Origin of the sequence: Roseiarcus fermentans (assembly GCF_003315135.1) — a bacterium.
Classification (GTDB): Bacteria; Pseudomonadota; Alphaproteobacteria; order Rhizobiales; family Beijerinckiaceae; genus Roseiarcus; species Roseiarcus fermentans.
Genome location: NZ_QNRK01000053.1, coordinates 13,675 through 38,665 on the forward strand (window position 1 = coordinate 13,675; position 24,991 = coordinate 38,665).

Below are 24,991 nucleotides of genomic sequence, written 5' to 3' on the forward strand. Positions count from 1 at the left end.
TAATCTGTCATGGCGCTGGCCGAGACGAAAAGGCGGGCCTTTCCGACATGCCAGGCGTGGGGAAAGCATATGCGACCGGCGTCCGCGCCCCCGCCGGCGCGGCGTTCAATACACCTGACGACCGAACAGGCTCGCGGCCAGATCGACCAGCAGCAGCGCGCTCTTGCCCCGCTCGTCCAGGAACGGATTGAGCTCGACCAGGTCGAGCGACGGCGCGAGGCCGGATTCGTAGAGGAGCTCCATCACCAGATGCGCCTCGCGATAGCTCGCACCGCCCGGCACCGCCGTGCCGACCCCCGGCGCGATCGTCGGGTCGAGGAAATCGACGTCGAGACTGACGTGCAGCAGCCCGTCCGCCGCGCGCACCCGGTCGATGATGCGCCGGATCGACACCGCGAAGCCGTCCTCGTCGAGCCGACGCATGTCGACGACGTCGACGCCCCGGGCTTTGAGCAGCCGCCTCTCGTCGGCGTCGATCGAACGGATGCCGAAGAGGTGCACGTGCGCGGGGTCGATCAGGGCGCGCGGCTCGTCGCCGAACATCGTCTCGAAACCCGGCTCGCCCGAAAGCATCGCGACCGGCATCCCGTGCATGTTTCCGGAGGGCGAGGTCCTGGGGGTGTTGTAATCCGAGTGGGCGTCGAGCCACAGGACGAACAGCTTTCGCCCGATCTCCGCGGCGTGGGCCGCGACGCCGCCGATCGAGCCCATCGCCAGGCTGTGGTCGCCGCCGAGCACGAGCGGCAGCCGCCCCTCGCGCAGGATCGCATGCGTCTCGCGCGCCAGGTCGCGCGCCCAGGCGGCGATCTCGGCGAAGTCGCGGGCCTCGCCCTCGGGCGCGCGCGCATGCGCGAACGGCTGCCCCGGCGCGAGGTCGCCGAGATCGACGACGTCGTGGCCGAGGTCCTTGAGGGTTCGGACGATCCCCGCGGTGCGCAGCATGGCGGGCCCCATGGCGCAGCCGGCGACGCCCGCGCCGGCCTCGATCGGCGCGCCGAGAAGGGTGATCGCGTGCCTGCGCGGCCGTCTCGCTCCGCCCGCCGCCGCGTCGGCGGCTTCATTCGCTTCGGTCATGGCCATCCCCTGTCGCGCCTCGGTCCCGCGACACATTATCCGACTTTGATCGCGGCGGCTTGACAAGCGGCGCGCCCTGCCCGATGGAAATCGGCCATGACGCGTTCTTTCCGCATCGCCCGGATTTGCATCATTACCCGCTAGCTCTTCAGCTGGCTGGTTCGCGTCTCCTCATCTTCATCCCGAGAAGCGATCATCCGGCCGGTCCCGGACGGCGCGTGGGCGTCGTCGCGCTTCCAGACGAGACGTTCGATGTCGCTGCGCTTCACCAACACCCTCACCCGCCGCAAGGAGGATTTCGCCCCGATCGACCCTTCGGCGGTGCGCGTCTACGTCTGCGGGCCGACCGTCTACGACTTCGCCCACATCGGCAACGCCCGACCGGTGATCGTGTTCGACACGCTCTTTCGCCTGCTTCGCCACGTCTATGGGGCGGAGCACGTGATCTACGCGCGCAACATCACCGATGTCGACGACAAGATCAACGCGCGGGCGGCGCGGGACTATCCGGACCTGCCGTTCAACGAGGCGATCGCGAAGGTCACGGAAACGACGGCGCGCCAGTTCCACGAGGACGCGGCGGCGCTCGGCGCGCTGACGCCGACGGTCGAGCCGCGCGCGACCGACCATATCGAACCGATGCGCGCGCTGATCGAGCGGCTGGTCGCCCGCGGCGTGGCCTATGTCGCGGAGGACCACGTCCTGTTCTCGCCCGCCGCGATGGACGCCTTGCCCGGCGCGCCGCGCTACGGCGCGCTCGCCCGCCGCTCGCTCGACGAGATGCTGGCCGGGGCGCGCGTCGACGTCGCCCCTTACAAGCGCGACCCGATGGATTTCGTGCTGTGGAAGCCGTCGAAGCCGAACGAGCCGAGCTGGCCGAGCCCGGCCGGGATCGCAGCCCCCGGTCGTCCCGGCTGGCACATCGAGTGCTCGGCCATGTCGATGGCGAAGCTGCTCGAGCCGTTCGGCGGCGGGCTTCGCTGCGACGATCCGGCGCTCAACACGTTCGACATCCACGGCGGCGGCGTCGACCTCGTCTTCCCCCACCACGAGAACGAGATCGCCCAGTCGTGCTGCGCCTTCGGCGCCCCCCGCATGGCCAACCTCTGGATGCACAACGGCTTCCTGCAGGTCGAAGGCGAGAAGATGTCGAAGAGCCTCGGCAACTTCGTCACCATCCGCGAGCTGCTCGAAACGGAGAATTTCGGCGGGCGGAAATGGCCCGGCGAGGTTCTGCGGCTCGCCATGCTGCGCACCCACTATCGCCAGCCGATCGACTGGACCGTGAAGGCGCTCGAAGAAGCCGAGGCGACGCTCGACCGCTGGTACGACGCCGTCGGGGACGTCGAGCCGGGACCGGACGTTGCCGAAGCCGTGCTCGAAGCGTTGGGCGACGACCTGAACACACCCGCAGCCGTCGCCGAACTCCATCGCCTGGCGCACCCGGCGATCGCGGGCGTCACGCAGGTTGGAGCGTCGCGCTCCGCGCCGCACGTTCTGAAAGCCAGCGCGAACCTGCTGGGGCTGCTCCTGCAAACGCGATCCGAGCGGCGCGAGTCGCAGATTCACGCCGCCCGGGTCAACGTTCCCGAGATCGAGGCCATCCTCGCCGCCCGCGCCGCCGCGCGCGCAGCAAAAAACTGGGCGGAATCGGACCGGCTGCGCGACGAGCTCGCCGGCCTTGGCGTGGTCATCAAGGACAGCAAGAACGGCACGACCTGGGAGTTCAAGCGATGAGCGCGATTTCCTTCCGCCCCTACCTCCCCTCCGACGCCGCGCGCTGCGCCGCGATCTTTCGCGACGCCGTCGAGTTCTCGGCGGCCGACGACTACGGCGACGACCAGCGCGCCGCCTGGGCCGCGCGCGCCGACGACGAAGCCGCCTTCGGCGCCAAACTCGCAGGCCAGCTCACGATCGTGGCGACGCTCGACGGCTTCGTCGTCGCCTTCGCGAGCCTCGAGGGCGCGGAGAAGCTCGACATGCTGTACGTCGATCCCGCCGCCGGCCGGCAGGGGGTCGGCGCGGCGCTGGTCGACGCGATCGCCCGGCTGGCCGAGGGGCGCGGCGCGAAACGGCTCACCGCCGAGGCCAGCGACGTCTCGAAGCCGCTGTTCGACCGGCTCGGCTTTTCCGCCGAGCGCCGCAGCCTCGTCCAGCTCGAAGACCAGTGGCTCGCCCACACCACCATGACCAAGGCGCTCGGCGAATCCTCGTCCGCGACCCGACATTGACCAAGAGCGAGACGATGACCCGCGAACGCCTCTACCTGTTCGACACCACGCTGCGCGACGGCGCGCTCACCACCGGCGTCGACTTCTCGCTCGACGACAAGATGAACATCGCGCTCATGCTGGACCGGCTCGGCGTCGACTACGTCGAGGGCGGCTATCCCGGCGCCAATCCGCTCGACACCGAGTTCTTCACCAAGAAGCGGACCAAGCGGGCGAAATTCTGCGCCTTCGGCATGACCAAGCGCGCCGGCCGCTCGATCGGCAACGATCCGGGCGTGGCGGGCCTGCTCGCCTCCGACACCGACGCCATCGTCTATGTCGCCAAGTCGTGGGACTACCACGTCCACGTCGCCCTCGGCTGCACCCTCGAGGAGAACCTCGAATGCATCGCCGAGAGCGTGCGCGCGGCGATCGACTCCGGCCGCGAGGCGATGGTCGATCTCGAACACTTCTTCGACGGCTACAAGGCCAACCCGGACTACGCGCTCGCCTGCGCTGCGACGACGATCCGGTCGGGCGCCCGCTGGGCGGTGATGTGCGACACCAACGGCGGCACGCTGCCGCACGAAATCGAGCGGATCGTCGCCGAGGTCGCGCGCGTCATCCCCGGCGACAGGCTCGCCATCCACGCCCACAACGACACCGGCAACGCGGTCGCCAATTCGCTGGCGGCGATCCGCGCCGGCGCGCGCCAGGTGCAGGGCACGCTGAACGGCCTCGGCGAACGCTGCGGCAACGCCAATCTCGTGACCCTGATCCCGACGCTGGCGCTGAAAGACGAGTTCGCGAAGGCGTTCGAGATCGGCGTGACGCCCGAGGCGCTGAAGGAGATCACGCTCGTGTCGCGCGCCTTCGACGAGCTGCTGAACCGCTCGCCGAACCGGCATGCGCCTTACGTCGGCGCGTCCGCCTTCGCCACCAAGGCCGGCATTCACGCCTCCGCCCTCGCCAAGGACCCGCGCACCTACGAGCACGTGACCCCCGACAGCGTCGGCAACAAGCGCGCGATTCTGGTCTCCGACCAGGCCGGGCGGTCGAACCTGCTCTCCGAGCTCGCCCGCCTCGGCGTCGAGTGCGATCCGGCCGATCCGCGCCTGAACCGGCTCCTCGAAACCGTCAAGGAGCGCGAGTCCCAGGGCTTCGCCTACGAAGGGGCCGACGCCTCGTTCGAGCTGCTCGCGCGGGCGGCGCTCGGCGGCGTGCCCGACTTTTTCGAGGTCGAGAGTTTTCACGTCGGAGTCGAGCGCAAGGTCGTCGCGCCCGGCGTCACCTATTCCGCCTCGCAGGCGGTGGTGAAGATCCGCATCGGCGACGACGGCTTCATCTCCGCCGCCGAGGGCAACGGCCCGGTCAACGCGCTCGACCTCGCGCTGCGCAAGGACCTCGGCGTCTACCAGAAGCATATCGAGAACCTGGTGTTGCGCGACTATCGGGTGCGCGTGTTCCAGGGCGGCACGGACGCGGTGACGCGGGTGCTGATCGAGTTCGGCGACGGCGACCGCGATACCTGGTCGACGGTCGGCGTCTCGGGCAACGTCATCGACGCCTCGTTCCAGGCGCTGGTCGAGGGGATCGTCTACCGGCTGGTGAAACTCGGCGTGCCGGCGCAGTAGGACTTCGGAAAGCCGCTCAAGCCGGCCGCTCGAATCCCGCGCTCCGCCTGGGAATCGCTCTAACCCATGACGTTTCCGGGTGCGACAATGCATCGCACGCGGGAACTATTTGCCTTTATTGAGACTCCTCGCTGCACGACCTACCATCACGTCAATCATCGGAGGTCTCTGTGATATCGGATTACGGAGGGACAACTAGCCGGGCGCCTGACTGGTACGCGTGAATTGCGGGAGTGGCCGCGCGGGCGCCCCCGGAGTGAGGCCAATATGGTTTGCGACAAGGCCACGGTGGGATGACGCGTGACGACTTCAGCCTCACCGGGCGCCTGGATTCCTTTATCGAAAACGCGCCGGACGCCGCCGCCATGTTCGACCGCGACATGCGCTACCTCGCCACGAGCCGCCGCTGGCTCCGCGACTACAGGATCGACGGGCCGGTCATCGGACGCAATCACTACGAGGTCTTTCCCGAAATCCCCGAGCGGTGGAAGGAAATCCACGCCCGCGCGCTCGCCGGCGAAACATTGTCCAACGAATGCGAGGCGTTCGAACGCGCCGACGGCGCGATCCAGTGGCTCCGCTGGGAAATTAGACCGTGGCGGTCGCCGGACGGCGAGGTCGGCGGCGTCGTCATCTTCACCCACGACATCACGGCGACCAAGGTCGCGGAAAGGGAACTCGTCGAACGCGAGGCGCATTTGCGCTCGATCCTCGCGACGGTGCCCGACGCCATGATCGTCGCCGACGAGCGCGGCGTCATCACGTCGTTCAGCGCTGCGGCGACGGCGTTGTTCGGCTACAGTTCGGAGGAAGTCGTCGGCCGCAGCGTCAATACGCTGATGCTGGAGCCTTTCCGCTCGCAGCACGACGGCTCCATCGCCACCTACCTGAGAACCGGCGACGCCCACGTGATCGGATACAGCCGCTTCGCGCAGGCGGTCGCCAGGGGCGGCGGGGTGCTGCCGATCGAGCTTTCCATCGGCGAAGCGCGCGCGAACGGACGCAGGATCTTCACCGCTTTTCTGCGCGACCTCGCCAGCCGGCAGAAGATCGACGAGGAGGCCCGACAGGCGCAGACGATGGAGGTGGTCGGACGGCTCACCGCCGGCGTCGCTCACGACGTCAACAATCTTTTGACGGTGATCCTCGCCAACCTGGAGCTGCTCGCTCCGCAACTCGCGGACGCGGACCTGCGCGAACTGGCGGACGAGGCCCATGGCGCGGCGGAGGACGGCGCCAGGCTCACCGCGCAGCTGCTGGCGTTCGGCCGTCGCCAGCCGCTCGATCCGAGGGAGACGGACCTCGGCGCGCTCGTTTGCGGGAGCGCCGATCTGCTGCGGCGGACGATCGGCCCGGCGATCGCGCTCGACATCGTTACGCCTGCGGCCTCGCCCCTGACGTTGGTCGATCCCGCGCAGTTGCAGAACGCCCTGCTCAGCGTCGCCGACAACGCCCGCGACGCCATGCCGGAGGGCGGGCGGCTGATCCTCGAGGTTTCCTCCGCTTGTCTCGACGCCGACTATGCGCAGATGTATCCGGAGGTTCGTCCGGGTCGGTATGGCCTGATCACGGTCTCCGACACCGGAGTGGGCATGGCGCCGGAGGTTCGGCGGCGCGCCTTCGAGCCGTACTTCACCACCAAGCCGGTCGGCGACGGCGTCGGACTCGGACTGAGCATGGTTTACGGGTTCGTCAAGCAATCCGGCGGTCACATCCAGCTCTACAGCGAGCCGGGGCGCGGCACGTGCGTACGGATTTATCTGCCGATTGCTGACGATGGCGGAGCGGAGGCGACGATGGCGACGGAGGCGGAAGGTCCAGAACTCCGGAAGGGAACGGAGACCATCCTTCTCGTCGAGGACGACGCCCGCCTGCGCCGGGTGCTCGGCCGGCGATTGAGGGGCCTGGGCTATTCGGTCTACGAGGCGGAGAACGGGGCCGCCGCGCTCGCGCAACTCGAAGCGCTTCCGGATACGGCGCTCGTCTTCACCGACATGGTGATGCCGGGCGGGATGACCGGCCTCGAACTCGCGGAGGCGGCGCTGGCGGCGAAGCCGGGCCTCAAGATCCTGTTCACTTCCGGCTACGCCGAACCGTCGGTCGCGCGGCTCGGCCGGAAAAAGGGCGCCTGGCTCAAAAAACCCTACACCGCTGACGAACTCGCCGACAAACTGCGGGAGGTCCTCGACGAGTGATCCGCCGCGGTCGCGCGCGCGGCCCGTTGCGGCGGCGCGCCGCCGCGCCCAGGATGGTCAAAGGACCTGCGCGAGGACACGTCATGGCGACATTGCATCGTTCCGCGGCCGAAGGCTTCGAGGCGGGCGCGCCGGCCTACGCGGCCGGCCGGCCCGGCTATCCGGGCGCTCTCGACGGCTGGCTGAGCGACGCGCTCGGCCTCGGGCCGGGCAAGACGGCGCTCGACCTCGGCGCCGGCACGGGCAAGTTCACGCCCCGCCTCGTCGCGACGGGAGCGCGGGTGACGGCGGTCGAACCGGTCGCGGCGATGCGCGCCGAGTTCCGACGCGCCAACCCGGACATCGACATCGCCGAAGGCCGCGCCGAGGCGATCCCCGCGGCGGACGCGAGCGTCGACGCCGTCGTCTGCGCCCAGTCGTTCCACTGGTTCGCGACCCCAGCGGCGCTCGCCGAGATCCGCCGGGTCCTGAAGGTCGGCGGGGCGCTGGGCCTTGTGTGGAACGTTCGCGACCTGCGCGTCGGCTGGGTCGCGGCGCTGGACGAGATCATGCGCCCCTACGAGAGCGACGCGCCCCGCCACGAGAGCGGCGCGTGGCGAAACGCCTTTCCCGCGCCCGGCTTTTCCGCCCTCGACGAGCGGCGTTTCGCCCATGCGCATGAAGGCCCGCCCGAGCGCGTGATCGTCGACCGCGTGCTGTCGGTGAGCTTCATCGCGGCCCTCGACGCCGCGGAGCGGGCGAAGGTGGAGGATGCGGTTCGCGGTCTGATCGCCGCGGCGCCAGACCTCTCGGGACGCGATCGCGTCGCATTCCCCTATGAGACCGTCGCCGCGCGGAGCCTGCGGCTGAGCTGACCGGGAGCGGGCGCCCCGAGATGCGGCGTGCGGCGTCGCGGGTCGCCAAGGGACGCCGTTTCGTGCTTCATAGACGTCCGCTCGGGCCGCCGGATTGTAGCGCCCGGACGTTCGGCGACGGAAAGGATGGTCGGAGTGAGCGCGCTGTCAGAGCTTGCCTGGTATCCGGTCGACCGCTGTTTCATCGGCGGCGCGTGGGTTCCGCCGGCGTCGCCCGAAACCCTGCCGCTCGAGGACCCGTCGCGCGGCGCGACGATCGGCGCGATCGCGCGCGGCGGGGCCGAGGACGTCGACGTTGCGGTCGAGGCGGCGGAGCGGGCGCTGGCCGGCGAGTGGGGGCGGCTGACCGCGACCGAGCGCGGCCGCCTTCTGATGACGCTGAGCGGGCTCGTGAAGGCGCGCGTCGAGACGCTCGCCCGCATCGAGGCGCTCGATGTCGGCAAGCCCCTGAAACAGGGGCGCGCCGACGCGCTGGCGATGGCGCGCTACATGGAGTTCTACGCCGGCGCGGCCGACAAGGTGATGGGCGAGACGATCCCCTACCTCGGCGGCTATACGGTCTACACGCTGCGCGAACCGCACGGGGTCACCGGCCACATCGTGCCGTGGAACTATCCGATGCAGATCGCCGGGCGCACCATCGGCGCGGCGCTGGCGATGGGCAACGCCTGCGTGATGAAGCCGGCGGAAGAAGCCTGCCTGACCTCGCTCGCGCTCGCCGACCTCGCCCGCGAGGCCGGGTTTCCGGCCGGCGCCCTCAACGTCGTTCCGGGCCTCGGCGAGGAGGCCGGCGCGGCGGTCGCGGCGCACCCCGGCGTGCGTCACGTGTCGTTCACCGGCTCCGTGACGGTCGGGGCGCTGGTCCAGGCGTCCGCGGCCCGGCATGTCGCGCCGGTGACGCTGGAACTCGGCGGCAAGTCGCCCCAGCTCGTGTTCGCCGACGCCGATCTCGAGCGCGCCCTGCCGTTTCTCGTCAACGCCGGAATCCAGAACGCGGGCCAGACCTGCTCGGCCGCCTCGCGCATTCTGGTGGAGCGCCGGCGCTACGACGAGGTCGTCGAACGGATGGCGGAGCGCTACCGGGCGTTGCAGGTCGGGCCGGCCGACGCCGATCTCGACGTCGGGCCGCTGATCTCGGCGCGGCAAAAGGAGATCGTCGAAGGCTTTGTCGCGGCTGGGGCGGACCTGACGACCGTCGCCAAGGGAAGGATCGTCGCGGACGCGCCGGCCGGCGGGCACTATCTCGCGCCCACCCTGTTCGCCGGCGCGGCGCGCGACCATCGCCTCGCGCAGGAAGAGATTTTCGGGCCCGTCCAGGTCGTCATTCCGTTCGACGACGAAGCCGATGCCGTGGCGATCGCCAACGGAACCGGCTACGGGCTGGTCGCGGGCGTGTGGACGACCGACGGCGGGCGACAGATGCGGCTCGCGAAAGCGCTGCGCGCCGGGCAGGTGTTCCTCAACAACTACGGCGCCGGAGGCGGCGTCGAATTGCCGTTCGGCGGCGTCGGCAGATCCGGTCACGGGCGCGAGAAGGGTTTCGAGGCGCTCTACGGCTTCTCGGCCCTGAAGACGGTCGCGGCGTGGCACGGATGAGGGAGGCGACCATCAAAGTCACGCTCACCGTCGTGGCGATCGCCGCATGTCCGACGCGCGCGTCGGCGCCGCGCGATCGGAACGCGTTCGCCTCAGGGTGGCGGAGGCCGACATCGGCGTGGAAGCGGCAGCGACGTCGGACGGCGCAATCCCGGGGCCGGACGGCGACCGGGTCGCCAGCGGATCGGGATTGTCGCGCATGACGGATGAGAGGGAAGACGTGAGCCGCATTGTCCTCGTCCTGAACGGGCCGAACCTGAACCTGCTCGGCAAGCGGCAGCCGGAGATCTACGGCCGCGAGACGCTGGCCGACGTCGAGGCGGACTGCCGTCGCCTCGCCGGCGAACTCGGGCTCGAGATCGAGTTCCGCCAGAGCAACCGCGAATATGAAATCATCGACTGGATTCACGAGGCGCGCGGTCGCGTGGCCGGCGTCGTCATCAATCCGGCCGCGTTCACCCACACCTCGGTCGCGATCCTCGACGCGCTCCACGCCTTCGAGGGTCCGATCATCGAGGTCCACATTTCGAACGTGCACAAGCGCGAGGAATTCCGCCATCGATCCTACGTATCGGCGGTCGCCTCCGGCGTCATCGTCGGGTGCGGAACGCAGGGCTATGCGCTGGCGCTGCGGCGGATCGCGGCGCTCGTCGGAGCGGAGGCGGGTTGACGGACGAAAAAGGCCGGCGAGCGCACGCGCTCGCCGGCCTGGTCTGTCACAGCGGCGACCGTCGGATCAGGCCGCCTCCTCGATTTCCGGATCGGCGGCCTCGGACGAGGCGGCTTTCGCCTGCCGCGCATGGGTCTTCTGAAGCTGCGCCTCGATCGCCTTCAACGCGTCGATCTCGTTCGACTTCTGAACCGCGGCGATTTCCCGCACCATGCGATCCAGAGCCGCCTCGTAAAGCTGCCGCTCCGAGTACGACTGCTCGGGCTGCGCCTCGGAACGGTAAAGATCCCTGACCACTTCGGCGATCGCGGTGATGTCGCCGGAATTGATCTTGGTCTCGTATTCCTGCGCGCGGCGCGACCACATGGTGCGCTTGACGCGGGCGCGACCGCCGAGAATGTCCAGCGACCGCTTCGCGGTGTCGGGGTCCGAGATCTTTCGCATGCCGACGCCCGCGACCTTCGAGGTCGGCACGCGCAACGTCATCTTGTCTTTGGAGAAGCTGATGACGAACAACTCCAGCCTGAAGCCGGCGACCTCCTGCTCCTCGATCGCCACGATCTGGCCGACGCCGTGGGCCGGGTAGACCACAAACTCGTTCAGCTTGAAGCCTTGCCGCTGCCCGGAGACCTTGGCGGACTTCGAGGCGGCCGGAGCTTCCTCCTTTGCAGCCGGCTTCGGCTTGCTCGCCGATGAAGCGGCCCTGGCGGGAGAAGCCGAGCCCGCGGCTCCGCTGGTTTCAGTCGCTTTCGTCCCCGGGACCGGCGCGGGATCAGTCTTCTCAACCTTCAATGGGGACTCCTGGCTCGGGGCCTGTGACCTCGTCTTCTGTGGGCTCTTCGTCTGCAAACTCGCGTCCACGATTCCGTCCGATTGTCCTTCGACGGCAAGCACTGTCATTTCGCGGTCCAATGTCGTCCTCGCTCCACCTTCCGGGGTTGGCTTGCCCTGATGAGTTTCCTCGCGCCGCTCGGCCATGGCGGCATCTTCGTCATTCGGGAGCGCAGACCGTTCGCCGGTCGCACGCCTCGCGTCGGTCGCCTCGCGCGCCGCCGATTTGCTCATCGTCTTTCGCGTTCGCGCCGCGCCGCTCCTTGGGCTCGATCGTGTCTGGGAGGGAACTGATCCTGCTTCTTCGCGTTGAGAATGGCCGACTTTCGTGGACTTCCTACGCGCCGCCATCGTCCAACACTCCACCCACGGCCATGCCTCGCGCCGGAACGTCGCGCCGCTTCCGTCTCTTAAAACAGCAACACCGTTCCCTGACGGCGCCAAGAGCGCCGAAAGGTCCGCGCCAAACACACCATTCCGTAAGGCGGATGGTGTTTAGCACAATTCCATCGAAATTTCAAAGGCTGAGTAATAACACTTGCAACACGTCAGAACGCCCCGGCATCGAGGCGTCCGCGCTGGCTTCTGGAAGAGCCCGTCAGTCGCCCTGGCCGGGCTCCGAAGAAAAGAAATCGTTAAACTTGTTAGGCTTTCCGTCGAACTCCTTGGCGTCCGTCTCGGAGTCTCTCTTCACCGTCACGTTCGGCCAGACTTGTGAATATTCGGCATTCAGGGTCAGCCACTGGGCAAGACCCGGCTCGGTATCCGGCTTGATCGCTTCCGCCGGGCATTCGGGCTCGCACACGCCGCAGTCGATGCACTCGTCGGGATGTATCACGAGCATGTTCGCGCCTTCGTAGAAACAATCTACCGGGCACACCTCGACACAGTCCATATACTTGCACTTGATGCAGTTTTCGACGACAACATACGTCATTGATCCAAGCCTCGTCTTGTGTCTCGTTTCGTCCGGAGTTCACCTGTTGAAGCGGGGACGAAGCGAAGGCGCACGGAACCCGTCACTTCCGCTTCTTGCTCTCCGCTTCGAGGATCGAGCGCAATTCCATCAGCTTCGCAAACGGGGACATCGGATCGATCGCGGCTTTCCTGTCCCCTCCGGGGCGGCCCTCCGGTCCCGATCGGCCCTCGCGCTTGTCCTGCGCGGGCCGTTGAGTCTTCTCCGCCTCCCAAGGCCTCCGCTTGCCGTGAAACGGTTTCTCGAACCGCGCCGGACGCTTTTCCCTCGGGTTGGCGGCCTCGGCGGACCGGTCGGCTGCAGGGGCCGCTTCCGGCGGGGGCGCGGTGGAGTCCGGCGGTTGGGGTTGAAAACGACGTTCGCCGGCGGGACGCTCGCCGGGAGCAGGCGACTTGCGCCGGAACGAGCGAGGACGCCTCTGATGACCGGGCGTCGGCAGACGCACGAATCGCCAGATGGTGACCGTGTCGTCTCCAGTCGCCGGCGGAGCCGGTTCGGCGACCGCATTGGTCGCCGCCTCCGCAGCCGGTTCGGACGCCAAGTTCGCCGGCTCGGGGGGGTCATCCGCAGGCCCGTCGGCCGGCGGCGGGATGTCGTCGTCGTGTCCCGGATCGGTTGTCGGGACGTCCTCGGCGGCGGATGCATCGGCCGCAGTCTCGGGGGCGTCGCCGGAGTCTTCGGCCGGATCCGGGGCGGCTTCGTCGCCGGGTTCGGCCGTGCTCGAATCCTCGGCGGCGGACCGGAGGTCGGGCGGAGCCGCGGGCGGGTCCTCCGCGGACGCGGCGTCGCCGCCGTCCGTCGCAGATCCGGCCTCGTCGGCCAGACCCGTGATCGCTTCGTCCGTCGGCGCGAGCCCGGTCTCGGCCGGATCGGCGCCGTCGCTCGCGACCTCCGGGGCCGAACTCGGCTCCGCAGCGGCCGCCGCCTCGACCGCCGCAGCCGGAGCCGCGGCCGCCGGCCACACGATCCCGCTGCGCGGGACGTCAAGGCTCTCGAATCCCAACGCCTTCAGGATCGAGGCGAAGCTCTCCCCGGAACAGCCGGTCAGCGAGGTCATCTGACTCGTGACCTGAAACGCCGCCGGCCCGGCGTCCGATCCGACGACGCGCAGGACCGACCCGGCCCGGATCATGTCCGCCAGGCGTTCGACGATGTCGACGCGCACGACTCGGTCGCCACAGGACCGGAAGCCGCCGACGCGGTAGGCCTCGCCGCTGACGCGGGCGTCCGGAGGCGCAGAGGTCCGGCCGGACGAAGCCATCGGGATCAGCCCCTGGGCCGCGGCGTTGAAATCCTCGCCTCCCTTCGCGAGGCACCAGAGTTGCAGCGCCAGCGCGCGCGCGGCCGGTCGAAGGGTGGAGGGAACATAAAGATAATAGGAGCCGAACCGGACGCCGTGCTTGCGCAGCACAGCTCTGGACGGCTGATCCAGGCCTCGGACCATGCCCCGAACCGGCTCCCGCTCCAGCACGCCCAGCGCGTTGGCGATCCTGGCGGCCAGATCCTGCAGCGGCCCGGAGCCTTCCTGCATGGACCGCAGTGAAAACAGCGGCCCGAGCAGGCGCTGGACAGTCGCAGCGAGCCAGAGGTCGAGTCGGGCGGCGACGATCGCCTGCGCGTCGACGGACATCGCCGGGTCGGCGAGCAAAATCGTGCGCGGCGCGAGAAGGTCGTCGCCGGCGGCGAGTCTGGCGATCGGGTCGCCGAGCCAGCGGATCGCGCCGTCGCTGGCGAGCACGATCGAGGAATCGACCGCCTGGTGGAACCGGGCCGCCCTCGCGTCGAGTTCGATGGCCAGCGCCGTTCGGCGCTGCTCGTCGTCGGACGCTTCCCCTTCCACGGGTCCGTCCTTCGCGCCGACGAACTGGAACCCGTGAAGGCTGGAAAAATCCCATGCCGACAGGGTATGCTCGGGAGACGCCCGTTCTTCGACGGACATCGAGCCTCCGTCAATCACCATATGGCTCCGCGCCTGACGTCAAGAATTGGGACTGGGACCTCGGCTCGCGAAGGTTCGAGCGCCGCACTCCTTAGCCGACCGGCGAGCCGCTGCCAATAGTGGAGGCAGCGCCGATCCGCGGCATTTCGGCCCTGCGGCCATGGACATTGCATGTCTGGCGCGCCTTTCGCCGTCGAGGCGGCCCGCGGCCGGGCGCAGGAGCGGCTCTTCCCGCGCCGGCGCGGCGGCCGATCCGTCACACGTCGAGCCTCGAGATGAGGCTCGACGTGTCCAGGCGGCCGCCGCCGTGCGCCTGGATGTCGCTGTAGAACTGGTCGACGAGCGCCGTCACCGGGAGCGGCGCGCCGTTCCGCCGCGCTTCGTCGAGGCAAATCGCGAGGTCCTTGCGCATCCAGTCGACCGCGAAGCCGAAGTCGAATTGCCGGGCGATCATCGTCGCGTGGCGGTTGTCCATCTGCCACGACTGGGCCGCGCCCTTGGAGATCACGTCCACGACCATCGTCGGGTCGAGACCGGCGGCCTCGGCGAAGCGGATCCCTTCCGAGACCGCCTGCACGAGGCCGGCGATGCAGATCTGGTTGACCATCTTGGTCAATTGCCCGGCCCCGACCGGACCCATGAGCCGGCAGGCGCGCGCATAGGCGGCGATCGCCGGCTCGGCCAGGGCGAAGGCGTCGGGCTCGCCGCCGCACATGACCGTCAGCTTGCCGTTTTCCGCCCCGGCTTGCCCGCCCGAGACCGGGGCGTCGACGAAACCGAGCCCATGGGCTTTCGCGATCGCCGCGAGTTCCCGGGCGACGGTCGCAGAGGCCGTCGTGTGGTCGACGAACACGGCGCCAGCGCGCATCCCGGCGAACGCGCCGTCCTCGCCGAGGCAGACCGACCTCAAATCGTCGTCGTTGCCGACGCAGGCGAACACGAGCGCGCGGTCGCGGGCGGCCTCGCGCGGGGTCGGCGCGCTCGACCCGCCGAACGTCTCGACCCAGCGGGCGGCGCGGGCGGAGGTGCGGTTGAACACGACCGTGTCGTGGCCGGCCTTGACGAGGTGGCCCGCCATGGGAAAGCCCATCACGCCGAGGCCGAGGAATGCGACGTCGCTCATCTTGAAGTCCCGTTGCTGGACGCCGAATCCGGGTCGGACCGGCGGCGGATGAAACCCTCCGGCGCCCTCAGTCGGGGAAGACGACCGTCTTGCCGTGGTTGACCAGGACGCGGTCCTCGAGAACGTGGCCCAGCGCCCGGGCGAGCACGCGCCGTTCGATGTCGCGGCCCTTGCGCACGAGCACGTCGGGGGTGTCGCGGTGGCTGATCCGTTCCACATCCTGCTCGATGATCGGGCCCTCGTCGAGGTCGGCGGTGACGAAATGCGCCGTCGCGCCGATCAGCTTCACGCCGCGCTCGTGCGCCTGATGGTAGGGCTTGGCGCCCTTGAAGCCGGGCAGGAACGAATGGTGGATGTTGATGCAGCGCCCCTTGAGCTTGGCGGCGAAGCCGTCGGACAGGATCTGCATGTAGCGCGCCAGCACGACGACGTCGGCCTTCGACGCCTTGAGGATCTCCCACGCGTCGTGCTCCTGCTCCATCTTGGTCTCCCGGGTGACCGGCAGGTAGTGAAACGGGATGTCGTCGAGATCGATGTGAGCGTAGGTCTCGCGCGGATAGTTGGCGAGGATCGCGACCGGCTCCATCGGCAATTCTCCCGCGCGCCAGCGGTAGAGAAGGTCGGCGAGGCAATGGTCGAACTTCGACACCATCAGCGCCACGCGCTTGCGGTGGGCGGCCAGACGCATCGACCAGATCATGTGGAACGCCTCGGCGAGCTCGCCGAAGGCCGTGCGCAGGCCCGCGACGTCGCCGTCGCCGTCGGCCGGGTTGAACACGACGCGCATGAAAAAGGTTCCGGTGAGCGTGTCGTCGAACTGCTGCGCGTCGAGAATGTTGAAGCCGCCGTCGAACAGCACGGCCGAGACTTTGGCGACGATCCCCGGCTTGTTGGGGCAGGACAGGGTGAGAATGTGACGCTTCATGCGGCCCCTAGGCTCCCGGCGATTCCTGTCCCTCGGCGCTGCGACAGATCCGGCTCCGGCCGGCGCGGCCGCCATGCGGCGGGCGCGCCTATCCCGAGTCGGTTCCTCGCTTTGTCAAGGACTTGCGGCGCCAAACGAGGCTCCGCCCAGGCCGACCGGGCCTGGCTCGCGGATCGCAGTTTCGGCGCCTTGCGGCGATTTCAGCGGGTTAGGCGCCAAAATCCGTCCAAAATCAACTGCCCCGTTGCCGCGGCGCGCGCGTTCGTCACGCAGGCCGGGCGATCGGGCCCGGATCGCCGAGGCGAGTGCGCCCAATAGCCGGGCTGCAACCGTTAGATCCGCAGCCCGATCCCGTCCACCCCGCGCAATTCCACGCGTCGCCGATCGTCTTCCGGCAGGATCACCCGCATCTGCGAACAGGGCAGGCGATAGTCGCCGTTCGCCGACACCTCGACGCGCACGGTCTTCGCCGTCCAGCCGAGCGCGACGGCGACGCGGGTCGAGGGGCCGGCGAGCGAGAGGCCGTCGTCCTCGACGAGAACGGCGCGCGACGAACCCTCCCCGCCGCCCGGAAAGACCAGCAGCGCCCGCGACGGTTCGTCGTGCAGGCGGGCGTAATCGTCGCCGCTGTCGGTCACGGCGACGATCGCCCCGGCCGGCGCGAGCAGCGGCAGCCGGTCGAGCGGCGCCGGGATCGTCGCGCGCCGGCCGGCCGCATAGACCCGCCCGGTCCAGACATCGCGAAAACTCTCCGGCCCCGCCGGCAGATAGACCTCGACCGCGCGCGCGCCCTGGCGCAACGCCGGCGCGGCCAGCAGGCACGGGCCGAACATCGCGGCGTCCGCGTCGGCAAAGGTCTCGGGGTCGTCCTCGAAGGCGAAGAAGGTCGGCGCCAGCACGGGGACGTGCGCCTCGTGCGCGGAAACCATGGCGCTGTAGAGATAAGGCATCAGCCGCAATCTCAGCCGCAAGGCGGCGCGAATGGCCGGCAGCGCCTCGGGGTGCAGCCACGGCGAGGTGACGACGCCGTCGGCCTTCCAGCTGTTCATGAGAAAGCGCGGATGCAGGACCCCGGCCTGCGTCCAGCGGATCAGCAGCTCCGGGTCGGGCGGCGGACCGGCGAAGCCGCCGATATCGTGGCCGATGTTGTAGAGGCCCGAGAGCGCCATGCCGAGCCCGGCGCGGAAATTCCACTTCAGCGACCGCCAGCTCGTCGTGTTGTCGCCGCTCCAGCTCTGGGCGTAGCGCTGCAGGCCCGGCCCGCCGGCGCGCGAGACGGTGAACGGACGAACGCCCGGCTTCGCCGCCACCTGGGCCTCGCGGGTCGCGCGCGTCATCAGCAACGCCTCGACCGGGCGCAGCAGCGCCAGCGGCGTCGGCTGGCCGAAGCCGGCGGCGGTCGCCTCGTCGTCGAACAGGCCGTATTCGTTGTTGTCGTTCCACCCCGCGTCGACGCCGACGTCGAGGACCTCGCGGGTGAAGGATTCCTTCCACCATGCGACGCCGGCCGGGCTGGTGAAGTCGACGTGGGCGCCCTCGCCGTCCCAGAACCGCGACCGGAGCGGCGCGCCGTCGGCGCCGGCGACGAAGGCGCCGAGCCCGGCGACCTCGTCGTAGCGGGGATGGTCGTCGAGCAGACAGGGCTTGACGTTGGCGACGACCTTCATGCCCGCGGTGTGGAAGGCGCGGATCAGCGCCTCCGGCGCCGGGAATTTGGCGCGGTTCCAGGTGAAGACGTAGCGCTTCCCGCCGATCGAGGTGTATCCCGAGCCGAAATGAAAGGCGGAGACGGGGATGTCGTGCGCCCTGGCCGCGTCGATCACGCCCTCGATTCGCGCCTGGGCGTCGGGCGCGTCGGCGAGCGCCATCGCGGTCTGGGCGAAGCCGAGCGACCAGCGCGGCGGCAGGGCGGTCCGGCCGGTCAGCGCGACGAATTTACGCGTGACGTCGGCGAGACGGGGACCGAGGATCAGATAGAGGTCGAGGTCGCCGTCCTCGGCCTCGTAGGTTCGATAGCGGCCGAAGTAATTGTCGTGTTCGCAGCCGAGGTCGAACGCGCCCTCGGCGCCATTGTCATAGAACAGGCCGTGCGCGACGCCGCTTGGCCCGTCGCGCACGATCAGGAACGGCCAGGCCTTGTACAGCGGATCGCCGCGCTCGGGGTCGTAGCCGAGCGCATCGCGCATGGCGCAGCGCAACCGCCGGCCGGTGAGGTCGAGCGGCCCGGTCTTGTCGCCGAGGCCGTAGTGCCGGTCGCCCTCGGCGCGGGCCATTGCGTGTTTGAAGGCATGGGTCCCTTGCCCGAGCCAGTAGGGCTGGGTCTCGCGGTCGCTCGCAAACACCGTCCTGTCGGGCAGCGCCCAGTCCAGCCGCAAGGGGTCCAGCGTGACGGTGAGGCTGAGCGCGCGCGTGGCGAGCGTGACCTGCGCCGGCGACGCCGCGATGTCCGTCGCGACGGCCGGCCACGAAGAATCGTCGAGCCGGTCGCGGCCGGCCCAGTCGGTGTCGGCCTCGCCATGGGCGGGGACGGACCAGGTGCGCGTCTGGCGAAGGGTTCCGCCGCGCAACAGGGTCACCCGCACGAGGTCGTCCCGAAGCGCGACGATCCGCATCGCCGCGCCGTCGCCGCAGTCGAGCACGACGCCCTGCGCGTCGGCTGCGGCGAGGCGGGCGCGCAGGATCGGCTTCATCGAGAGGGCTCCTTGGCCGGACAGGCTGGCCCGAAAGGCGGTCGCGCCGCAAGCCGCGCCGCTCGCCGCAGCGGCGAACATCGCGCGCGGTGATCCGGCTCACAGCGCAACCGCGCTCCCGGGTCCATGGTGGCTCAGCGGGCCGGGGAGCCCGCTTCCTCTCTCGATGGGGCGAACGATGCAGTACCGGGTGCAATTTCTCGACCGTTCGGACAAGGTCGTCCGCGAGCTTCAGGCCGACGCGAGGAGCGCCGGTTTCCCGTTGCTGACGGCGCCGCCGGCCCACGTCGCCCAGGTGCGGGTGATCTATCCGTCCGGATACGTTTCGACCGTGCGCCTTCCCGGCGCATGAGGCGGCGGGCGTTCGACTCGATTGTCGCCGAAGCGTCGCGGTCCGCCGCCGCTCGCGGGGGGATCAACGAGGAGCGGCGGGCCATGCCTGTCGGTTCGGCGCGGCGGGGAAATCAATCGTGTCCGAAGGTCGGGCGACCCCGCCCCCGCGCGGGCTCGCGCTCCGGCCGGTTCCTTCGGACTCCCCCCGTCAGCGCAGCGCGAGGCGGCGGTCGCGGTCGCGTCGGCGCGCGTCGGTCGGCTGATAGGCGAGGCCGCCGTGGTGCGAGCAGTAGGGCCCGGCGTGGGTCGGCGAGCCGCAATAGCGGAAGTCCGAGCTGGTCGGATCGCCGAGCGGCCAGCGGCACATCGACTCCCGCAGTTCGACGATGGTGACGCGCGCCGACATCGGCAGCACGACCCTCTCGATCTCCTCCGGCTGCGTCTCGGTCAGCGTCTGAGACTGAGGCTGAATGGCGAGCGCGGTCGCGCCGCGCACCATCCGCGCCGCCGGCACCGGCGCGGCGGCCGCGGGACGAGACTGGGCGACCGCGCGCGCCTCCTGCGGCGCCGCGACCGCGCGCGATTGCCCCGCGGCCGCGTTCGGGGCCTTGATCCGCCCGGCGAGGCCCAGTCGGTGCACCTTGCCGATCACCGCGTTTCGAGTGAGCCCGTGACCGAGGAGGTTGGCGATCTGGCTGGCGCTCTTGCCTTCCATCCACGCCAGCCGCAGCTGCTCCACTCGTTCGTCCGTCCAAGACATTGTCGCCTCGTTGGTCTCGTGCCTGCGTCAAAGCGCGACGCGTTGCGGAATCCGGCGCTGGCGCCGGCGAGCAGCCTCGCCGGGCGAAACGCGAACCATCACGCTCTATGAAACCGTCGCCACGACATCTCGTGGCCATCGAGGAGAACGCTACACTACTCGTTGAATCGGGCGCAAGAGTCGGAGCGCGCGAAAGGCCCGGCTTTTCAACAGGTCTCGTGGCGGGGGCCGGCGCGATCGAACGCGGCGCGAGCGATTGCCCGAGTCGGCTCAACGCTTTAGCCGGACCCGCGCGGCGGCGCCGGAAGCGCACTCCGGCCGGTGGTTTCCAACGCGGGTCAATTGACCAAATCCGGACGTTTCCGCTATATTCGCCGCGGTTTCGGCGGCCGCCCCAGCGGGGCGGCGTTTTTATTTTGCGTTCCCCCGGCCGCTGCAAACTGCGAATAAGGATTCAAGGAGTTCTTGACGTGGATTCCGTTCAGGCGCCCTCTGCGATCGTTCCGACCTACGCCCGCGCGAACGTCGCCTTCGATCGCGGCGAGGGATGCTGGCTCGTTTCGACCGCCGGCGAGCGCTATCTCGACTTCGGCGCCGGCATTGCGGTCACGTCGGTCGGGCACGCCCATCCGCACATGGTCGAGACGCTGATCCGTCAGGGCTCGAAACTTTGGCACGTCTCCAACCTCTACCAGACGCCGGAGGGCGAGCGCTTCGCCCGCCGTCTCGCCGACGCGACCTTCGCCGATCTGGTGTTCTTCACCAATTCCGGCGCAGAGGCCAACGAGGCGGCGATCAAGATGGCGCGCCGGCGCCAGTGGATCGACGGCCATCCCGAGCGCTATCGCGTGCTGACCTTCGAGGGCGCCTTCCACGGCCGCACGCTGGCCACCATCGCGGCCGGCGGGCAGAAGAAGTATCTCGAGGGCTTCGGGCCCAAGGTCGAGGGGTTCGACCAGATCCCGGCCGGCGACCTCGAGGCGGTCGAGGCCGCCGTCGGCCCCGAGACGGCCGCGATCATGATCGAGCCGATCCAGGGCGAGGGCGGCGTGCGCGTCATCGCGCCCGCCTTCCTGCGCGGCTTGCGCGCCCTCTGCGACCGGCGCGGGCTGCTCCTGATCTTCGACGAGGTGCAGACCGGCGTCGGCCGCACCGGGCGGTTCTTCGCCTACGAGCACTCGGGCGTCCAGCCCGACATTCTCACCTCCGCCAAGGGCCTCGGCGGCGGCTTCCCGATGTCGGCCTGCCTCGCCACCGCCGACGCCGCGCGCGGCCTCACCGCCGGCGTCCACGGCACGACCTTCGGCGGCAACGCGCTCGCCATGGCGATCGGCAATGCGACGCTCGACATCGTACTGGCCCCCGGCTTCCTCGATCGCGTCGCCGGTCTCGGCCTGCTGCTCAGGCAGCGCCTCGCCGAACTGAAGGACCGCCATCCCGGGATCGTCGACGAGGTGCGTGGCGAGGGGCTGATGGTCGGCCTGAAGCTGCATGTCCCGCCCGGCGACTTCGCCGCCGCCGCGCTCGCGCAGAAGCTGCTCGTCATTCCCGCCGGCGACAACGTCGTCCGGATCATTCCGCCGCTCGTGGTGAACGAGGAGGAGATCGCGGAGGGGGTGCGGCGGCTCGGCGCCGCCTGCGCCGCGCTGGAGCGGCGACCGGCCGTCGCGGTCGAATGACATGAACGCAGCCGTGCAAGCCGCGCCGCGGCATTTCCTCGGCCTCCTCGACCTTTCCGCCGGAGAGCTCCGCCGCATCCTCGACACGTCCGAACGGATCAAGCGCGCCCGCAGGAAGGGCGCGGTGCAGGAGTGGCGGCCGCTGGCGGGCAAGACGCTGGCGATGATCTTCGACCGCCCGTCGACCCGCACCCGGGTGTCTTTCGACGTCGGCATGCGCGAGCTCGGCGGCGAGACGATCATGCTGACCGGCGCAGAAATGCAGCTCGGCCGCGGCGAAACCATCGCCGACACCGCGCGCGTCCTGTCGCGCTATGTCGAGGCGATCGTCGCCCGCATCCTGAGCCAGGACGAGATGCTGGAGATGGCGGCGCACGCCACCGTGCCGGTGATCAACGGCCTGACCAAGCAGTCGCATCCCTGCCAGGTGATGGCCGACATCCTCACCTTCGAGGAATGGCGGGGTCCGATTCGCGGCCGCAAGGTGGCCTGGAGCGGCGATTACAACAACGTCCTGTCGTCCTGGATCGACGCCTCCGCGCGCTTCGACTTCACCCTCGACATCGCCTGCCCGCCCGACTTGCAGCCGCCGGCCGAACGGCTCGCTGCGGCGAGGGTCGCCGGCGCCCGGATCAGGCTCGGCGACGATCCGCAGGCCGCGGTCGCCGACGCCGCGGCGGTCATCTCGGACTGCTGGGTGTCGATGGGCGACGAGGACGAGGGGCGGCGGCACAACCTGCTCGCGCCCTATCAGGTCAACGCCGGCCTGATGGCCGGCGCGGCGCCCGACGCCATCTTCATGCACTGCCTGCCCGCCCATCGCGGCGAGGAAGTGACCGACGAGGTGATCGACGGTCCGCGCTCGGCTGTGTGGGACGAGGCGGAGAACCGTCTCCACGCCCAGAAGGGCGTGCTCGCCTGGTGCCTCGGAGTCGAGCCGTGAGCGAAAACCGTCTCCACGCCCAGAAGGGCGCGCTCGCCTGGCGCCTCGGAGTCGAGCCGTGAGCGAAAACCGTCTCCACGCCCAGAAGGGCGCGCTCGCCTGGCGCCTCGGAGTCGAGCCGTGAGCGAAATCGCCCTCATACGCGGAAGGGCGTGCTCGCGTGGCGCCTCGGAGTCGAGCCGTGAGCGAAAATCGCCGTCATACGCGGAACGGCGTGCTCGCCTGGCGCCTGGGAGTCGAGCCGTGAGCGAAAACCGTCTTCATGCCCGGAAGGGCGTGCTCGCCTGGCGCCTCGGAGTCGAGCCGTGAGCGAAAACCGTCTTCATGCCCAGAAGGGCGCGCTCGCCCGGCGCCTCGGAGTCGAGCCGTGAGCGCGCCCGTGCGGACGGTGTCGGCCGAGGCCGTCGACGACATCGTGCTGCCGTTCGCGGTCGAGGGTCTGAGCACGCGCGGCCGGCTGGTGCGGCTGGGTCCCGCGATCCACGCCGTGCTCGAGCGCCACGGCTATCCCGAGCCGGTGTCGAAGCTGCTGGCGGAGGCGGCGACGCTGGCGATCCTCCTGGGCTCGACGCTGAAGGAGGAGGGCCGGTTCCAGTTGCAGACCAAGAGCGACGGGCCGGTGTCGATGCTGCTCGTCGACTTCGACGCGCCCTCGAACGTGCGGGCGCTGGCGCGGTTCGACCGGGCGCGGGTGGCGCGCGCCGCGTCCGGCGACGACCTCGTCGGCCACGGCCACCTCGCCTTCACCATCGATCCCGGCGGCGACCTGTCGCGCTATCAGGGCGTCGTCGCCCTCGAGGGGCTGGGGCTCGAGGCCGCGGCGCATTCCTATTTCGAGCGGTCGGAACAGATCCCCACCCTGGTGCGGCTCGCGGTCGGCGAGACGGTCACGGCCGCCGGGCGGTCGTGGCGCGCCGGCGGCCTGATCGTCCAGCACCTGCCCTCGGCCGGTCCCGGCCGACGGGCGGACTTCCATCCCGGCGACGCGCCCGAGGGAACCGAGCCGCACAGGCTCGACGAGGACGACGCCTGGACCGAAGCGAAGGCTTTGGCTTCGACCACCGAGGCCCATGAGCTGATCGATCCGACGCTGTCGGCCGAGCGGCTGCTGTTCCGCCTGTTCAACGAGCGCGGCGTGCGCGTGTTCGAGCCGACGCGGCTGGCGGCCCAGTGCCGCTGCTCCGCCGAGGGGGTCGACGCGATGTTGCGCAGCTTTCCGCCCGAGGAGATCGCGCACATGGTCGGCGACGACGGCATGATCGGCGTCACCTGCGAATTCTGCTCGACCAAGCGCGTGTTCAATCCCGCTGACTACGGCGTGTCCTCCCCATGAATGCAATGTTTCAGGCGCGGCTCGCGGCCGCCGCCGCGGCGGTCGAAGCGGCGCTCGACTCCGAACTGGCGTTCGAGCCGAAGCCCGGCGAGCCCGCGCGTCCCCGCCGCCTGCTCGAGGCGATGCGTTACGCCACCCTCGGCGGCGGCAAGCGGCTCAGGGCCTTCCTGGTGATCGAGACCGCCCGCGCGCTCGGGCGAAGCGACGCCGGGCCGGTGCGCGCCGCCGCGGCGATCGAATGCCTGCACGCCTATTCGCTGGTTCACGACGACCTGCCGGCGATGGACGACGACGACCTGCGACGCGGCCGGCCGACCGCCCACAAGGCCTTCGACGAGGCGACCGCCATTTTGGCGGGCGACGCGCTGCAGACCGCGGCTTTCGAGATTTTGGCCGATCCGGCGACGGACTCGAACGCGGAGACCCGCGCCGCGCTGTGCGCGAGCCTCGCCCGCGCCGCCGGCGCCGCCGGCATGGTCGGCGGCCAGGCGCTCGACCTCGCCGCCGAAACCGCGGAGACGCCGCTCTCGACCGGCGCGATCGCGCTCCTCCAGGCGATGAAGACCGGCGCGCTGCTGCGCTTCAGCGTCGAGGCCGGCGCCCGCCTCGGCGGCGCGAGCGCAGCCGCCGCGGAGGCGCTGTCGACCTATGGCGCCGTGATCGGCGCGGCGTTCCAGATCGCCGACGACCTGCTCGACGCCGAGGGCGACACGGCGACGCTCGGCAAACGCGCCGGCAAGGACGCCGGACGCCACAAGGGCACGCTGGTCGCGGCGCTCGGCATCGACGGAGCGCGGCGAAAGCTCGCGGACCTCGTCGCCGAGGCGAAGGCGGCCGTTGACGCGGCGCGCTTGGGCGAGGCGGGCGACGCGCTGAAGGCGACGGCCGAGTTCGTGGCGGCGCGCAAGAGCTGACGGCGGGCGCCGGATCGCCGCGTCGCCCTTCGGGCTCCCCGCGATGACGGCGGGTGAGGCGCTTCGGTGGCGACGCAGCGCGCGGCCTTCGTCATCGCGAGGAGCGAAGCGACGTGGCGATCCAGGAGTCCAGGACGCCGACGCCTGCCGCCTGCGCGGTCCAGCGCTGCGGCGCCGGCGGTGCAGACTGCCCCTGGATCGCCGCGTCGCCCTTCGGGCTCCTCGCGATGATGGGGTGGATGGCCCCCTCGCGGCATTTGTGTGCCAAAGTTGGGTTGTCGAAACCAACTGCAGCGGAGCCATCCATGAGAG

General features: G+C 69.9%; 21 protein-coding genes. 12 read left to right on the forward strand and 9 right to left on the reverse strand.

Annotation, left to right across the window (positions count from 1 at the left end):
- Window positions 1-105: 105 nt before the first annotated feature.
- On the reverse strand, window positions 106-1,074 hold the full coding sequence (gene rocF / locus DFR50_RS29360) for an arginase (protein ID WP_113893602.1): 969 nt from the start codon (window positions 1,072-1,074) through the stop codon (window positions 106-108).
- A gap of 252 nt (window positions 1,075-1,326) precedes the next feature.
- On the opposite strand from rocF, the gene cysS reads away from it, so the two are divergent.
- From cysS to aroQ, 7 genes are all read left to right on the forward strand, one after another.
- Complete coding sequence (cysS, locus tag DFR50_RS29365; RefSeq protein ID WP_113893572.1) at window positions 1,327-2,811, forward strand: cysteine--tRNA ligase; 1,485 nt, start codon at window positions 1,327-1,329, stop codon at window positions 2,809-2,811.
- Window positions 2,808-3,305, forward strand: a complete 498-nt coding sequence (locus tag DFR50_RS29370; protein WP_113893574.1) for a GNAT family N-acetyltransferase — start codon at window positions 2,808-2,810, stop codon at window positions 3,303-3,305. The genes cysS and DFR50_RS29370 overlap by 4 nt, the downstream gene beginning before the upstream one ends.
- A gap of 14 nt (window positions 3,306-3,319) precedes the next feature.
- A complete protein-coding gene (gene cimA / locus DFR50_RS29375) occupies window positions 3,320-4,918 on the forward strand; it encodes a citramalate synthase (RefSeq protein WP_113893604.1) in 1,599 nt (532 codons plus the stop codon).
- Between the two features lie 293 nt (window positions 4,919-5,211).
- Window positions 5,212-7,113: a hybrid sensor histidine kinase/response regulator gene (locus tag DFR50_RS29380; protein WP_113893576.1), complete on the forward strand. Its 1,902-nt coding sequence runs from the start codon at window positions 5,212-5,214 to the stop codon at window positions 7,111-7,113.
- Between the two features lie 83 nt (window positions 7,114-7,196).
- Complete coding sequence (locus DFR50_RS29385) at window positions 7,197-7,967, forward strand: class I SAM-dependent methyltransferase (protein ID WP_113893578.1); 771 nt, start codon at window positions 7,197-7,199, stop codon at window positions 7,965-7,967.
- Between the two features lie 135 nt (window positions 7,968-8,102).
- Entirely contained in the window at window positions 8,103-9,563 is a 1,461-nt protein-coding gene (locus DFR50_RS29390; protein WP_425376103.1) for an aldehyde dehydrogenase family protein, read from the forward strand.
- A 220-nt stretch (window positions 9,564-9,783) separates the two neighbouring features.
- On the forward strand, window positions 9,784-10,233 hold the full coding sequence (gene aroQ, locus DFR50_RS29395; protein WP_170153444.1) for a type II 3-dehydroquinate dehydratase: 450 nt from the start codon (window positions 9,784-9,786) through the stop codon (window positions 10,231-10,233).
- A 66-nt stretch (window positions 10,234-10,299) separates the two neighbouring features.
- On the opposite strand, the gene DFR50_RS29400 is transcribed toward aroQ, so the two are convergent.
- From DFR50_RS29400 to DFR50_RS29425, 6 genes are all read right to left on the reverse strand, one after another.
- The gene (locus tag DFR50_RS29400; RefSeq protein WP_113893608.1) at window positions 10,300-11,211 is read right to left on the reverse strand and encodes a CarD family transcriptional regulator; all 912 of its coding nucleotides are present in this window, start codon (window positions 11,209-11,211) and stop codon (window positions 10,300-10,302) included.
- Between the two features lie 451 nt (window positions 11,212-11,662).
- Window positions 11,663-12,001 (reverse strand): ferredoxin FdxA, encoded by a 339-nt coding sequence (fdxA, locus tag DFR50_RS29405; protein WP_113893582.1) that lies wholly within the window; start codon window positions 11,999-12,001, stop codon window positions 11,663-11,665.
- An 82-nt stretch (window positions 12,002-12,083) separates the two neighbouring features.
- Window positions 12,084-13,979 (reverse strand): hypothetical protein, encoded by a 1,896-nt coding sequence (locus tag DFR50_RS29410; RefSeq protein WP_147262966.1) that lies wholly within the window; start codon window positions 13,977-13,979, stop codon window positions 12,084-12,086.
- Window positions 13,980-14,235: 256 nt separating this feature from the next.
- Entirely contained in the window at window positions 14,236-15,102 is an 867-nt protein-coding gene (locus DFR50_RS29415; RefSeq protein WP_113893586.1) for an NAD(P)-dependent oxidoreductase, read from the reverse strand.
- A gap of 67 nt (window positions 15,103-15,169) precedes the next feature.
- The gene (gene purU, locus DFR50_RS29420) at window positions 15,170-16,027 is read right to left on the reverse strand and encodes a formyltetrahydrofolate deformylase (protein ID WP_113893588.1); all 858 of its coding nucleotides are present in this window, start codon (window positions 16,025-16,027) and stop codon (window positions 15,170-15,172) included.
- Between the two features lie 332 nt (window positions 16,028-16,359).
- The gene (locus tag DFR50_RS29425; RefSeq protein WP_170153442.1) at window positions 16,360-18,717 is read right to left on the reverse strand and encodes a glycoside hydrolase family 31 protein; all 2,358 of its coding nucleotides are present in this window, start codon (window positions 18,715-18,717) and stop codon (window positions 16,360-16,362) included.
- A 178-nt stretch (window positions 18,718-18,895) separates the two neighbouring features.
- Between DFR50_RS29425 and DFR50_RS32400 the strand changes: the two genes are divergently transcribed.
- Entirely contained in the window at window positions 18,896-19,069 is a 174-nt protein-coding gene (locus tag DFR50_RS32400; protein WP_170153443.1) for a hypothetical protein, read from the forward strand.
- A 189-nt stretch (window positions 19,070-19,258) separates the two neighbouring features.
- Here DFR50_RS32400 and DFR50_RS29430 read toward each other — a convergent pair whose 3' ends face one another.
- The gene (locus DFR50_RS29430) at window positions 19,259-19,810 is read right to left on the reverse strand and encodes a GcrA family cell cycle regulator (RefSeq protein WP_113893592.1); all 552 of its coding nucleotides are present in this window, start codon (window positions 19,808-19,810) and stop codon (window positions 19,259-19,261) included.
- A 470-nt stretch (window positions 19,811-20,280) separates the two neighbouring features.
- Here DFR50_RS29430 and DFR50_RS29435 point away from each other — a divergent pair, with 470 nt between their 5' ends.
- The 4 genes from DFR50_RS29435 to DFR50_RS29450 all read left to right on the forward strand — a co-directional run bounded on the left by DFR50_RS29435 (window position 20,281) and on the right by DFR50_RS29450 (window position 24,679).
- Window positions 20,281-21,489, forward strand: coding sequence for an aspartate aminotransferase family protein (locus tag DFR50_RS29435; protein ID WP_245428218.1), 1,209 nt, complete (start codon window positions 20,281-20,283; stop codon window positions 21,487-21,489).
- 1 nt (window position 21,490) lies between these two features.
- Window positions 21,491-22,432, forward strand: a complete 942-nt coding sequence (gene argF / locus DFR50_RS29440) for an ornithine carbamoyltransferase (protein ID WP_113893596.1) — start codon at window positions 21,491-21,493, stop codon at window positions 22,430-22,432.
- 367 nt (window positions 22,433-22,799) lie between these two features.
- Window positions 22,800-23,765, forward strand: a complete 966-nt coding sequence (locus DFR50_RS29445) for an Hsp33 family molecular chaperone (RefSeq protein ID WP_245428219.1) — start codon at window positions 22,800-22,802, stop codon at window positions 23,763-23,765.
- On the forward strand, window positions 23,762-24,679 hold the full coding sequence (locus DFR50_RS29450; RefSeq protein ID WP_113893600.1) for a polyprenyl synthetase family protein: 918 nt from the start codon (window positions 23,762-23,764) through the stop codon (window positions 24,677-24,679). Before DFR50_RS29445 ends, DFR50_RS29450 begins: the two co-directional genes overlap by 4 nt.
- A 91-nt stretch (window positions 24,680-24,770) precedes the next feature.
- On the opposite strand, the gene DFR50_RS32695 is transcribed toward DFR50_RS29450, so the two are convergent.
- Window positions 24,771-24,991 (reverse strand): hypothetical protein (locus DFR50_RS32695; RefSeq protein WP_210209075.1); only part of this gene is annotated, 221 nt, incomplete at its 5' end.